Genomic DNA, 13445 nt, shown 5'->3' with positions numbered 1-13445 from the left:
CCTAAATCTGTGAATTGACAGCCAAGCCCCCCCTGCGTCCAATATGACACAGCCATCATGATGATGGTTAGAGGCCCGCCTTAAATCCGATCCGTCGGCTACGGCGGGCTTCGCTTATCCATGTTGGCATTAACTTATACTTGCGCATAGGATTGAGAATCGCGCGAAAGATGTTTATCCCAGTTTTGTTCGAGGGGAGAACATCATCATGCGCCTCATGCGCCTAGCTGTAATCGCTTTCACTCTTGCGGTGCTTGCTTCCTGCGCCTCGCAGGAAAAAAGCTTCGAGAAAAACATCCCCATTATGAAGGAAAGCCCGACGGCACGAGCGCAGGTCATCGACAAGTGCATGTCGCAGCGCCTGCCACCGGAAACGCTGGATGAAATCGCTTTCTACGTCAAATCTCAAAGAAGCGACGCAAAGCGACTCTTTTGTCAGCGACTGATGAACGGTGTGGTATCGGGAAAGATCAGCTATGCCGATTTTAAGGCCATGTTCCAACAGAAGAAGGTGACACCGGCGCTTGTCAGTGTTCTCAAGGGTCACTGAGCCGAGCATGTCAGGCTCACGCTGATCGGCCCCTCCTGCAAAACAAGCCTTGACTGAATCACTCAAGTGCTTGATGGGAAAAGGCACGCGGACGTGGCGAAACTGGTAGACGCAAGGGACTTAAAATCCCTCGGCCTTTGGCTGTACGGGTTCGACCCCCGTCGTCCGCACCAAAATTAAATTCCATCAAAATCCCAATGAAAAAGGCGCAGCTTTCACCGCGCCTCTTCGATATTTGCAAGACTTTCAAATTTAGGCCGTGAGCTTGGCAGCGATCTTGGCGACGTGGGCACCCTGATACTTTGCAGCTTCCAGTTCGATTTCGGAGGGCTGACGCGAGCCGTCGCCGTTGGTGATGGTGGAGGCGCCATAGGGCGAGCCGCCCTTGACTTCTTCCGTGCCCATCTGGCCCTGGAAGGCGTAAGGGAGGCCGACGACGGCCATGCCGTGGTGGAGAAGCGTCGGGATGAAGCCGAGGATAGTGGACTCCTGGCCGCCGTGCTGCGTTGCCGACGAGGTGAAGACCGAACCGACCTTGCCGACGAGCTTGCCGCCGAACCATAGGCCGCCGGTCTGATCCCAGAAATTGCGCATCTGCGAGGCGACCGTGCCGAAGCGCGTGCCGGCGCCGACGATGATGGCGTCGTAGTCTGCCAGTTCGTCCGGCGTTGCGATCGGGGCTTCCTGATCGAGCTTGAAGTAGGAGGCCTTGGCGACCTCTTCCGGAACGAGTTCCGGCACGCGCTTGATGGTGACGTCAGCACCGGCGGACTTTGCACCTTCTGCGACAGCATAGGCCATCTTCTCGATGTGACCGTAAGCGGAATAATAGAGAACCAGAACCTTAGCCATGAGAACGTCTCCCGTTTGTTGGACGCGTTGAATGTCGAGGAATGTTGTATCAGCGATGCGACAGGGGCGCAGCCCCCACGCTCAGAACGCAGTGTTCATCCTGTGTAGACGGAAATCCACTTGCAACATCTTGTGATGACCAGCGGCCCAGCAAAAGGAGCGTTTGCATTCGCTGCAAACAGCGCTACCTATCTCGGACCTTTTTGAACGCGCCAACCGCGCATTGTCCTGGATAACTTTATGTCGAACGAAATCATTGTCACAGCCGCCATGCTGGCCATCGGCGACGAACTGCTCTCCGGCCGGACCAAGGACAAGAATATCGGCAATCTTGCCGATGTGCTGCTGCTGGCCGGCATCGACCTGAAGGAAGTCCGCATCGTGGCTGACGATGAAGATGCCATCGTATCGGCGCTGAACGCCCTGCGCGGCCAATATGATTACGTCTTCACCTCGGGCGGCATCGGCCCGACCCATGACGACATCACCGCCGATGCCATCGCCAAGGCATTCGGCGTGCCCTGCGAACATGATGCCGAAGCCATGAGGATCATGGGTGAAATGTATGCCCGGCGCGAGATGGAATTCACCGAGGCCCGTCAGCGCATGGCCCGCATGCCTGTGGGATCAAAGCATATTGCCAATCCGGTCTCGACCGCGCCCGGCTTCAACATCGGCAATGTCTATGTCATGGCCGGCGTGCCGCAGGTTTTCCAGGCGATGCTCGACAATGTCATACCGACGCTGAGGACCGGCGCAAAGGTGCTATCAACAGCGATTTCCTGCCCCTATGGCGAAGGCGAGATCGGCACGCCGCTCGGCCTTATCCAGAAGGCGCATCCGGATACCAGCATCGGTTCCTATCCGCGCTATGTCGGCCAATTCTTCTCGACCGAGATCGTCGTGCGCGGGCGTTCCGCCGAGCTGGTTGAAAGTGTCGCAGCCGAAGTGCGCGCGATGATCGAGGCCATCGGGCAGTCGAAAGCGACTGCATAATTCCTTAAATCGAAATCGATTTAAGGATAAATTATGCAGCAGACTTAAAGTATTACAGCGACCTTTGCGCGTCATATATAAAGCGCGGCGCTGTATCGAAAATCAGTCGGGTGAGGCCTGACTCTCAACGAGGACTTGTGCTTCCGGGAACCCTGAGATTATTCAGAGCATTATCTTGTAGCGGAATGCTGATATCATGATCCGATCCAACCCTTCCGCATGGGAGATCTCTTCATGTCCTACAAAACGATAGTGACCGTTCTCGACAATCCCGACAATACGCGCGTCGCGGCGGAGTTCTCAGCCGCGCTCGCAAAGGAGCATGGCGCCCATGTCGTCGGACTTCATGCGGAAATCGTCTCGACGGTGCCGCTGGTGGCGCCGATGGAGATTCCGGACCCTGTCGCTGTTCAGGCGCTTCAGGATGTCGCCCATAATCAGGCGGTCGAAATCGAACGGGTGTTCCGCTCGAAGATGGAACGCGCCGGTCTCGATTACGAATGGCATAGCGTTGCCAGTACGGTCGGCTACGGCACCGAACCGCTGATCGAAAGCGCCCGCAGCGCCGATCTTCTGGTGGCCGTGCAGCCCGACCCGTCGAAATACGCCGATACTCAGGTCGATGTCGAAACCTTCCTGTTCGACAGCGGGCGGCCGGTCCTGTTGATCCCCTACATTCTCAAGGAGCCGAAGCCCGTCCGCCGCGTGCTGATCGCCTGGAACGGCTCGAAGGAAGTGGCGCGCGCCACCTTCGACGCCCTGCCTTTCCTCAAGGCTGCGGATTCAGTCGAGATCCTTTCCGTCAGCACCTCGGAAAAGGACCCACATCCGTCCAAGGAAACCGGCGTCCGGATAGCCGCCGCGCTGACGCGCCACGGCGTTCGCGCCAAGTTCGAGACGGCAGCCTGCAGCGGCAAGTCGACGCCGTCGCAGGTCATCGAAAACCGGCTGGCAGACGACAGCATCGACCTGCTGGTCATGGGCGCCTATACGCATTCCTGGCTGTGGCAGATGATCTTCGGCGGCACGACGCGCACCCTGCTGCAATCGATGACGGCGATGACGCTGCTGGCCCGCTGAACGGCTTAAAGCTCAAATCCTGCGGCAACCGGTGCAAATGTGCATCGGTTGCGCCCCTTGCAGCTATTGCCTTTTGCCCGCAAATCCAGCAGAAAGCAGCGACCGATGACAGAATTCCCGCCAGGGAACCGTTCGCGCGGTCTAAGGGGCATGATCCCGAAAAGCCCAGGCTTTTTCCGGATGAGATCCTGTTCAAGCAGATAGCAAGCGAATCGCGTTCCGGATTTGGTTCTTGGTCCGCGCCCGGCGCGGGGTCTGCTCAGGGTCGCCGGCACCGCCGGTGCGTTATTATTCCATGCCCCGGAGCTTTCTGCCATGTCCCTGCCCGATAAAGCCTTTCCCGTATCCTGGGATCAGTTCCATCGCGATGCGCGCGCGCTTGCCTGGCGGCTTGCCGGCCTCAACCGTGAATTCAAGGCAATCGTCTGCATCACTCGCGGCGGCCTCGTGCCGGCCGCCATCATCTCCCGCGAGCTTAACATCCGGCTGATCGAGACGGTCTGTGTCGCCTCCTATCACGACTATTCCAGCCAAGGCGAAATGAACCTGCTCAAGGGTATTGCACCGGAACTGTCGGTCAATGGCGGCGAAGGCGTGCTTGTCATCGACGATCTCACCGATACCGGCAAGACCGCCGTCGAGGTCCGCAACCTGCTGCCGAAGGCGCATTTCGCCTGCGTCTATGCCAAGCCGAAGGGGGTGCCAACTATCGACACCTTCATCACCGAAGTTAGCCAAGACACCTGGATCTACTTCCCCTGGGATATGGGCTTCACCTATCAGGAACCGATCGCCAAAGGCCATCGCGGCTGATCTCCAGCTGCCCGGAGGCGCGAATCAGTCAAGATCTGATCGCGATGCCGAAACCTGATTCGGATAACGGTAATAGAGGTGGGCGCTGCGGCGCCCACTAGATTTAGTGGGCGCCACAAAGGCGAGAAAGCGTGAGATTCAAGGCTTTCCACCCGAATCATGATGCGTCACGGCATGAATTTGCCGCGCTGCCAATGGCATTGAGGTCACGGTCACAATTTTGTCGCTTTCGACACCGCCGGTGATGATACTTGCTGCGCCAACGGTCGCGCGAAGGGCGAGCATCCCTCCTCAAGCTCTTGAATCTCTTAGCCTACTGGCGTTTCCCCAGTTTCCACAGGTGAGCCCACAAGATATTGTGGTTAGCAATCCGTTACAAACCACCCCTTGACGGAATCGGGTCTTTCAAAGTTAATGGACGACGTTGCGGCGGCGACTGGACCAGGCGGGGTTACGAGGACTGGTTCTCAATTCGAAATCGGATTTGAATTCAAGGTGATTCACCTGTGCAGGTGGCCCGCCGTGAGGATTTTTGTGCCGATCTCGATCTGCCGAAAAAACACATGCGGGGACTGGCGGCAATAAGCTGTTAATACTATATTTAGTGTTTGCAGCCACCATCACCACAAGATACAGGAAAGACATCTCCGGGTGACACCTCCTGTCAAAGAGCGGATCGGAAGCTGGCTGCGCGTTGAATTCGCGATGCCGGAATGAGAATTTTTGCGCCCTGCTTGCATGCGGACGCACACCAACGAATGAAGGATTGGGACCATGCGCATCGAACGTCGTTTTACGAAGGCCGGCCAGTCACCCTATGCGGATATCGAATTCCGCAAGGCGACGAGCGAGATCAAAAACCCTGACGGTTCGATCGTGTTCCGCCTCGAAAACATCGACGTACCCGCGCAGTTCTCGCAGGTCGCCGCCGACATTCTCGCGCAGAAGTATTTCCGCAAGGCCGGCGTGCCCGCCAAGCTGAAGAAGGTCGAGGAAAACGACGTTCCTTCCTTCCTGTGGCGTTCCGTGCCCGATGATGCGGCCATGAAAGATCTGCCCAAGGATCAGCAGAGCGGCTCCGAAACCGATGCCCGCCAGGTCTTCGACCGCCTTGCCGGCACATGGACCTACTGGGGCTGGAAAGGCGGCTACTTCTCGTCGGAGGAAGACGCCTCCGCTTTCCAGGACGAGCTCGCCTATATGCTCGCCACGCAGCGCGTCGCTCCGAATTCCCCGCAATGGTTCAACACCGGCATGCACTGGGCCTATGGCATCGATGGCCCCGGCCAGGGCCACTATTATGTCGATCCCTTCACCGGCAAGCTCACTAAGTCCAAGTCGGCCTATGAGCATCCGCAGCCGCATGCCTGCTTCATTCAGTCCGTCGAGGACGACCTCGTCAACGAGGGCGGCATCATGGACCTGTGGGTCCGCGAGGCCCGTCTCTTCAAGTACGGCTCCGGCACTGGCTCGAACTTCTCGATGCTGCGCGCCGAGGGTGAAAAGCTTTCCGGCGGCGGCCGTTCCTCCGGCCTCATGAGCTTCCTGAAGATCGGCGATCGCGCTGCCGGCGCCATCAAGTCGGGCGGCACGACCCGCCGCGCCGCCAAGATGGTCGTCGTCGACATCGACCATCCGGATATCGAGGATTACATCAACTGGAAGGTCAAGGAAGAGCAGAAGGTTGCCGCCCTCGTGACCGGCTCGAAGATCGTCGCCAAGCACCTGAAGGCGATCATGAAGGCGACTGTCAACTGCGAAGGCGACAATGACGATTGCTTCGACCCGGCCAAGAACCCGGCCCTGAAGCGCGAGATCCGTGCTGCCAAGAAGGATCAGGTTCCGGAAAACTACGTCCAGCGCGTCATCCAGTTCGCCCGCCAGGGCTACAAAGATCTCGAATTCAAGACCTACGACACGGACTGGGATTCGGAAGCTTATCTGACGGTATCCGGCCAGAACTCCAACAACTCCGTCTCGATCAAGGATGACTTCCTGCGTGCCGTCGAGAATGATGGCGACTGGAACCTGACCGCCCGCAAGGACGGCAAGGTCGTAAAGACGCTGAAAGCCCGCGACCTCTGGGAATCCATCTCCTACGCCGCCTGGGCATCGGCCGATCCGGGCCTGCACTTCAACACGACGATGAACGACTGGCACACCAGCCCGGCTGCCGGCCCGATCCGCGCATCCAATCCGTGCTCGGAATACATGTTCCTCGACGACACGGCCTGCAACCTCGCTTCGCTGAACCTGATGACCTTCAAGGACGCAGCGACGAAGCGCATCAACATCGCCGACTACGAACACGCCGTCCGTCTCTGGACCGTCGTTCTCGAAATCTCCGTGATGATGGCGCAGTTCCCCTCGCGCCGCATTGCCGAACTCTCCTACGAATACCGCACGCTCGGCCTCGGCTACGCCAATATCGGCGGCCTGCTGATGTCGTCGGGCATCCCCTATGACTCAGACGAAGCCCGCGCCATTGCCGGCTCGCTGACCGCGATCATGACCGGCATCGCTTATGCCACTTCGGCGGAAATGGCCTCCGAGCTCGGGACCTTCCCGATGTTCAAGCCGAACCGCGAGAATATGCTGCGCGTCATCCGCAATCATCGCCGCGCCGCTTATGGCGAAGCCTCGGGCTATGAGAACCTGTCGGTCAATCCGGTGGCGCTGATCCATTCCGACAATCCGGACCAGGATCTCGTCGCCCATGCCAAGGCTGCCTGGGACAAGGCGCTGGAGCTCGGCGAAAAGCATGGCTACCGCAACGCCCAGGCAACCGTGATCGCGCCGACCGGCACCATCGGTCTCGTCATGGATTGCGACACGACCGGCATCGAGCCGGACTTCGCCCTGGTGAAATTCAAGAAGCTCGCCGGTGGCGGCTACTTCAAGATCATCAACCGTGCCGTTCCGGAAGCACTGCGCACGCTCGGCTATTCCGAAAGCCAGATCGCCGAAATCGAGGCCTATGCGGTCGGTCATGGCAACCTGAACCAGGCTCCGGCCATCAACCCGTCGACGCTGAAGGCCAAGGGCTTCACGGCTGAGAAGGTCGATGCGGTCAACGCAGCACTGAAGAGCGCCTTCGACATCAAGTTCGTCTTCAACCAATGGACGCTCGGCGCCGACTTCCTGAAGGGCACGCTGAAGGTGTCCGACGAGCAGATGGCCGATATGAGCTTCAACCTGCTCGACCATCTCGGCTTCTCGAAGAAGGATATCGAGGCTGCGAACATCCATGTCTGCGGTGCGATGACGCTGGAAGGCGCTCCATTCCTGAGACAAGAGCATCTGGCTGTCTTCGATTGCGCCAACCCCTGCGGCAAGATCGGCAAGCGCTATCTCTCGGTCGAAAGCCACATCCGCATGATGGCGGCAGCGCAGCCGTTCATCTCGGGCGCTATCTCCAAGACGATCAACATGCCGAACGAGGCGACCGTCGAGGATTGCAAGAACGCCTACATGCTGTCCTGGAAGCTCGGCCTCAAGGCGAACGCGCTCTATCGCGACGGCTCCAAGCTCAGCCAGCCGCTGAACGCATCGCTGATCGAGGATGACAGCGATGAGGATGCGCTGGAGGAATTCCTGCAGGCGCCGGTCGCCGCACAGGCCGTCACCATCACGGAAAAGATCGTCGAGCGCGTGATCGAGAAGGTCGTGCGTACGCAGGAAAAACTTCCGAGCCGCCGCAAGGGTTATACCCAGAAGGCCAAGATCGGCGGTCACACCATCTTCCTGCGCACCGGCGAATATGACGACGGCCGTCTCGGCGAAATCTTCCTTGATATGAACAAGGAAGGCTCAGCTCTGCGCGCCTTCATCAACAACTTCGCGATCTCCGTCTCGCTCGGCCTACAGTATGGCGTGCCGCTCGAGGAATATGTCGACGCCTTCACCTTCACCAAGTTCGAGCCGGCCGGCATCGTCACTGGCAACGACGCCATCAAGAACGCGACGTCGATCCTCGATTACGTGTTCCGCGAACTGGCGATCTCCTATCTCGGCCGTCACGATCTCGCCCATGTCGACACGTCCGACTTCAACAACACGGCGCTTGGCCGCGGCGTTTCCGAAGGCAAGGCCGATGTGGTCTCCAAGGGCCTGACCCGCGGCTACAAGCCGACGCTGGTTCAGACATCGGGCGAGCGTTCGGCAGACGCCAAGGGCTCGGCAACGGCTGCCCCTGCCCGCGCCGCCTCGCTCGGCACGGTGACGGCTTTCGCCGGCAACACGGTCCGCAAGCTGGAGCCGGCAAGCTCCGTCTCGACCTCCGAAGTCGTCGCCTTCAAGCGCGATTATGAGGAGCGCGCAAAGGAATTGGCCGAAGAGATCGCAGAGGAAGTCATCTCCGAATCCGCGACGGGCCTCTTCACCGATAACGCGGCAAGCGAAGCAGCCAATGCCAAGACGGAAGCCAAGAAGCTGGAATCCGAACGCCGCGCCCGCTCCATCATGCAGGGCTACACGGGCAACATGTGCACCGAGTGCCAGAACTTCACCATGGTCCGGAATGGAACTTGCGAGAAGTGCGACACCTGTGGAGCTACGAGCGGCTGCAGCTGAGTATCGGTCCGTGCGAAAGTCTGGGAAGCCAATGGGCTAGCCTCAGGCGATTGAGTAAATTCCAATTGGCACTTTCCGGGCACTTCGGTGTCCGGAAAGTGCAAAGATGAACAAAACAAGAACATATATTCAGTGGATTACTGCGACAAATGCTTTTACCAACGCCGATGTCGCTCTTCGTGCGCTTGTACGACGCATGTTTCCTTGGCTTCAGTCTGACAACAGCCGCTATCGGCCTGTGACATCGTTCCGTATCTGCCGCGGCATACCAACGCTGGCAGACGTTGCCGATCGCGTTGCAATGGGCGCCCAAAGATTTGCCTTTGATGGCTCGAAATAATCTTTCTCGTCTGCCGCCATGGCGGGAGCAAGCGGTCCGAACCGCATCAATGCAGTGAATTGAATTGTGCCGCGTCGTGCCCGTTCAGCTCGCGCCATTGCAGAGGCGTCAGCCCCTCCCAGTCGCGAAACGCGCGATAGAAAGAACTGCGATCCTGATAACCTAGAAGACATGCGACCTCGTCGATGTCGGTGGACGGATTGGACAGCAATTGCCGCCCGAGTTCCTGGCGCGCCTCCGATAGAAGCTCGCGGAAGGTCTTGCCCTCTTCGGTGATGCGCCGTTGCAGCGTTCGCTCGCTCATGTTGAGATCCTGCGCTATCTGCGACAACTCCGGACGCCCGCTTGCAAGCGATCGCTTGAGGACGACTTTCACCTGGTCGCCAATGGAACTGCGGGCCTGCAGTTCACCCATAGCGGCAGCAAGCGCGGGCGTGAGGATTTCCAGGAGCTCGGGATTGTGGCCCGGAAACGGGCGGTCAAGATCGACCGATTTCAGGATGAGCTTGTTCTGCGGAGCACCATATTTCACAGGACACCCGAAAAAGAGCCGATACAGATCGCTCTTTGGCCCCGAGCGCATGAACTCGACCCGAACCGGCGTCAGGAGTTGGCCAGTTCCGCGGCGGCCAAGCTCGATCAGGAAGGCGAAGGTAACGTCGGTGGCGATCCCAGGCTCAAGCTCGGTTGTGTAAACCCAGTTGGTTGCGATCGAAACTTCGCCTTTGTCCTCATGGAAACTCAACTGCTCGGGCGTGCAGAGCCGCTTGAAGCGCGCAACCCGGTAAAGTGCATCGCGATAATCCTTGGCGTGAAAGGCGGCCAAAGTCGATGGTGGATGAGCCGCCGTGTCTGCCTCGCGGACGAGCCGAAGTCCGAGTGCAGGCTCCGGCGCCAACTCCTCAAGTGCCCTGAAGATCGCGAAATACTGCGCGGTCGTCACCATGCCGGTCTCGCCCAGATGCAGCGTAGCGGGCAACCGAGCCTGCCGCAGCACCGCGGAGGGTGGCAAGCCGATCCGCTCGACCGCACGCCAGAAGGCCTGAGGCACCTTGCATTTGTCTGCTGGCATCACACTCATCTCAGCCAATCCTCTAAGTCTGCTCTCGCAGAGGTACGCTGGTCTGTCATTCGCTTGCGGAAATGTTAGCGCATCTGGCTCATGATGATGCGATCAAACATCCGATCACCGAGCCATTTACGGATCGCAATCATCGGCTTGGCATATTTACCGGCGACGTAGCGCGTCCGCGGCCTTCTCGCATGCACGGCAGCCGAGACGACATCTGCGATCACCTTCGGATCGGTGCCGCGCCCATGGCCATAGGTCGCCCTCGTGATCTTGGCGACCACCTGCGAGACCTTGGCATAGGGACCTGACCCGGAGCGCTTCACAAGGCCGTCGGCGACCACGTCGCCAAATCCCGTCTCGATCAGGCCCGGTTCGACGACAACGACGTCGATGCCGAACGGGGCCAGTTCCAGCCGAAGGCTGTCCGACCAGCCCTCAAGCGCATGCTTGGCGGCATGGTACCACGCGCCAAGCAACGTATAGATCTTGCCACCCATCGACGTGATGTTGACGATGGTGCCGGAACCTCTCTGGCGCATCGCGGGCAAAAGAAGCTGAGTCAGGCGAGCCGGGCCGAAGACATTGACTTCGAACTGATATCTCGCCTCGTCCATGGCGATGTCTTCGACCGGTCCATACAGTCCGAATCCTGCATTGTTGACAAGGACATCGACGCCTCCGCTTTCGGCGAGAATGATTCCCACGGCCGCCTTGATCTCGTCGTCGTCAGACACGTCCATCTGCAGGGCACGTGCCCCAAGGCGTTCGAGATCCAGCATCTTATCGACGCTGCGCGCCGCTACATAGACCCTGAAGCCATCGCTGACGAGACGCTTGGCGATTTCCTTGCCCATCCCGGATGACGCACCGGTCACGAGCGCTGTTTTCTTGCGTGTAATGCTCATATCTGCCTCTTTGTTCGCAAGATCACAAATATAAGCTCGCCAGCGATCGATCATTGACGGAAGATGCCATCGCTGTTGCATATTACGCCAATCGCGAGTGTATGCAAAGAAGAACCAGCAGCACTTCCAAGCTCCCACATCCAAAAGGGACGTAACAAGGTCAACTTGTTCAGCCGCTAAACTCGCTAATTAGCATTGCCCAGCGCGTGCAGAGAGAGCAAGTCGGGCACTAATCATGCGCCAGGATATCGCCAATGGGATGGGAAGCACTCGCGCAATGGGGTGAGGACGCGGTCCGCCTCGAACCACTCACCGGTGGAGTTGCCAACGATGTATGGAGCGTTCGCATCCATGGACGGATTGCCGTCGCTCGTCTCGGTTCTAGGTCCGATGCCGATCTTGATTGGGAAACCGCCCTACTCCAGCACCTCGATCATGAAGGCATGACCGTTCCGGTGCCGATCCCGACGATGGACAGCCGGCTGTTCGTAGACGGCTTAACGGTAATGAAATACCTGGAGGGCCGACCGCCTGAGACGGGGGCCGATTGGCGTCGTGTCGCCGAGACACTGCGTAAGCTACACCGGCTGACACAGGGCTGGCCGCAGCACCCCGGTTGGAGATCGTCAACCGACCTCCTGTATGCCGAGACCGGAACGAGGGTCAACCTTGCCGCAATGCCATCCGAGGGCGTCACTCGATGTCGTGCAGCGTGGGCGCGTCTCGTCGGGCGTCAGACATGCGTCGTCCATGGAAACCCCAATAACCCTGGCAATATCCGCATGACTGCAGATTTCGTCGCGTTGATCGACTGGGACGAGTCACATATCGACGTTCCAGACCTTGACCTCGTATTGCCCGATAACGCTGCCGACCTTGATGACGGTGCATATGATATCGCCGCACAGGCGTCAGCCGCATGGGAAGCTGCCGTCTGCTGGCAGGACGAATATGCGGTCAAGCGGCTTGCCGAGGTTCGAGCGGTCTGATCGGCTTCAGCGCCGTTCACGCCCCCTTCATCCCAATTGCCCGATTTCAGCCACGAAACCGGCGGGAAATGATCCATTTTCATTGAAATTGTTGCTGCAGCAATGTGCAGCAATATTCGGTCTGCCGAGCCTCAAACCCGTCATGCACGGTGCCCGGCCTTTCGACGCATTTTATCGCTGAGTCCGGCCCTTGAGGTATCGGAGATAGCAGTTCAATCGTGTGAGGCACCGCTTTGAAAACCGGCAGCGATATCAAGAGCATTCAATATCTGCGGGCCATCGCTGCAATTTCCGTTCTTTGCTTCCATGTCTGCGAAACATACGGCCTGGACTTCAAGAGCGGAGCAGCGGGCGTCGATATATTCTTCGTCATCAGCGGCTTTATCATGTGGGTCACGACCGATGGAAGATCGCTCGGCCCGCAGGAATTCATGTGGCGCCGGCTCGTCAGGATCGTGCCGCTATACTGGATTGCGACGGCGGCAACCTTCGTCGTCGCCGTGCTGAAACCACAATTCTTCTTCGACACGAATTCGAGCATCGAGAACTTGATCGGCTCGCTGTTTTTCGTGCCCTCCATGAAGGACGAGGCATTGCATCCCGTCGTCGAGCAGGGATGGACGCTCTCCTACGAGATGTTCTTCTATCTCATCTTTTCGATTTCACTGCTTCTGCCTGAGTTCAGGCGGCTATGGTTCCTCATGATGACCCTGATGACCATCGTGATTGGGCATTATCTGCTGCCTTCCGGCTATCTCAGTGTTTTCACACAGCCGGTCATTCTGGAATTCGCCGCCGGCATCGTCATCGGACGCCTGTGGAAACAGGGCTTTCGGCTGCCTTTTGCCGCCGCTATCGGCTTGATGATCGTCGGGGTCGTGCTGCTAGTGGCGAGTGACCCGCTGATCCATCTGGAACGAGCTGTGCGCTGGGGCATACCGGCAGTGTTGCTGCTGTCGGGCGCTGTTTTCGCGGAGCGGGAACGAGGCGTGCCGCAGCTGGCATTCCTGCATTTCCTGGGAGATGCCTCCTATTCCATCTATGTCTGGCATGTCCTGACGGGCATTCTGGTCACAGCGCTGCTTTTACGCGTCGGGGTGCCGCACAACATGCAGCCTGTGCCCATCGCAGTGGGCTCGCTGGCCTTTGCCATCGTTTGCTACGTGTGCATCGAGCGCCCGATACAGCGAAAAATGCGATCGTCGCGCCCGCGGCCGGTCTATCGCAGCTGACGCATGAAAGTGGCCGAACAGATCTCAGCGGACCGAAATGCATC

At 58.7% G+C, this 13445-nt stretch carries 11 protein-coding genes and 1 tRNA gene; 9 read left to right on the top strand and 3 right to left on the bottom strand.

Annotated features, from left to right (window positions below; genetic code table 11):
* The first annotated feature begins 208 nt into the window (after nucleotides 1-208).
* Nucleotides 209-550 (top strand): hypothetical protein, encoded by a 342-nt coding sequence (locus tag AC13RM_RS07935; protein WP_285172798.1) that lies wholly within the window; start codon nucleotides 209-211, stop codon nucleotides 548-550.
* Nucleotides 551-637: 87 nt separating this feature from the next.
* Nucleotides 638-723: transfer RNA gene (locus tag AC13RM_RS07930), tRNA-Leu, on the top strand.
* 79 nt (nucleotides 724-802) lie between these two features.
* Here AC13RM_RS07930 and wrbA read toward each other — a convergent pair.
* Nucleotides 803-1402 (bottom strand): NAD(P)H:quinone oxidoreductase type IV, encoded by a 600-nt coding sequence (gene wrbA, locus AC13RM_RS07925; RefSeq protein WP_285172799.1) that lies wholly within the window; start codon nucleotides 1400-1402, stop codon nucleotides 803-805.
* Between the two features lie 240 nt (nucleotides 1403-1642).
* On the opposite strand from wrbA, the gene AC13RM_RS07920 reads away from it, so the two are divergent.
* The 5 genes from AC13RM_RS07920 (at nucleotide 1643) to AC13RM_RS07900 (ending at nucleotide 9203) form a co-directional block, all read left to right on the top strand.
* Entirely contained in the window at nucleotides 1643-2398 is a 756-nt protein-coding gene (locus tag AC13RM_RS07920) for a competence/damage-inducible protein A (RefSeq protein WP_488554759.1), read from the top strand.
* A gap of 234 nt (nucleotides 2399-2632) precedes the next feature.
* Nucleotides 2633-3478 (top strand): universal stress protein, encoded by an 846-nt coding sequence (locus AC13RM_RS07915; RefSeq protein ID WP_488554758.1) that lies wholly within the window; start codon nucleotides 2633-2635, stop codon nucleotides 3476-3478.
* Between the two features lie 315 nt (nucleotides 3479-3793).
* The gene (gene gpt, locus AC13RM_RS07910; RefSeq protein WP_113233326.1) at nucleotides 3794-4291 is read left to right on the top strand and encodes a xanthine phosphoribosyltransferase; all 498 of its coding nucleotides are present in this window, start codon (nucleotides 3794-3796) and stop codon (nucleotides 4289-4291) included.
* A gap of 774 nt (nucleotides 4292-5065) precedes the next feature.
* Complete coding sequence (locus AC13RM_RS07905) at nucleotides 5066-8863, top strand: vitamin B12-dependent ribonucleotide reductase (RefSeq protein WP_488554757.1); 3798 nt, start codon at nucleotides 5066-5068, stop codon at nucleotides 8861-8863.
* A 106-nt stretch (nucleotides 8864-8969) separates the two neighbouring features.
* Complete coding sequence (locus AC13RM_RS07900; protein WP_285172802.1) at nucleotides 8970-9203, top strand: hypothetical protein; 234 nt, start codon at nucleotides 8970-8972, stop codon at nucleotides 9201-9203.
* A gap of 46 nt (nucleotides 9204-9249) precedes the next feature.
* Here AC13RM_RS07900 and AC13RM_RS07895 read toward each other — a convergent pair whose 3' ends face one another.
* The gene (locus AC13RM_RS07895) at nucleotides 9250-10284 is read right to left on the bottom strand and encodes an AraC family transcriptional regulator (RefSeq protein ID WP_113233324.1); all 1035 of its coding nucleotides are present in this window, start codon (nucleotides 10282-10284) and stop codon (nucleotides 9250-9252) included.
* A gap of 65 nt (nucleotides 10285-10349) precedes the next feature.
* Nucleotides 10350-11180 (bottom strand): oxidoreductase, encoded by an 831-nt coding sequence (locus AC13RM_RS07890; RefSeq protein ID WP_285172804.1) that lies wholly within the window; start codon nucleotides 11178-11180, stop codon nucleotides 10350-10352.
* 254 nt (nucleotides 11181-11434) lie between these two features.
* On the opposite strand from AC13RM_RS07890, the gene AC13RM_RS07885 reads away from it, so the two are divergent.
* Together AC13RM_RS07885 and AC13RM_RS07880 are read left to right on the top strand one after the other, a co-directional pair.
* Nucleotides 11435-12169: a phosphotransferase enzyme family protein gene (locus AC13RM_RS07885; RefSeq protein WP_488554756.1), complete on the top strand. Its 735-nt coding sequence runs from the start codon at nucleotides 11435-11437 to the stop codon at nucleotides 12167-12169.
* Between the two features lie 233 nt (nucleotides 12170-12402).
* Nucleotides 12403-13401: an acyltransferase family protein gene (locus AC13RM_RS07880; RefSeq protein WP_440479923.1), complete on the top strand. Its 999-nt coding sequence runs from the start codon at nucleotides 12403-12405 to the stop codon at nucleotides 13399-13401.
* The last annotated feature ends 44 nt before the right edge of the window (nucleotides 13402-13445 follow it).

It is taken from the genome of Martinezella sp. CNPSo 3732, from assembly GCF_057784515.1.
Note: the sequence above shows the minus strand (reverse complement) of the source record. Positions and strands in the feature narration are given on the sequence as shown.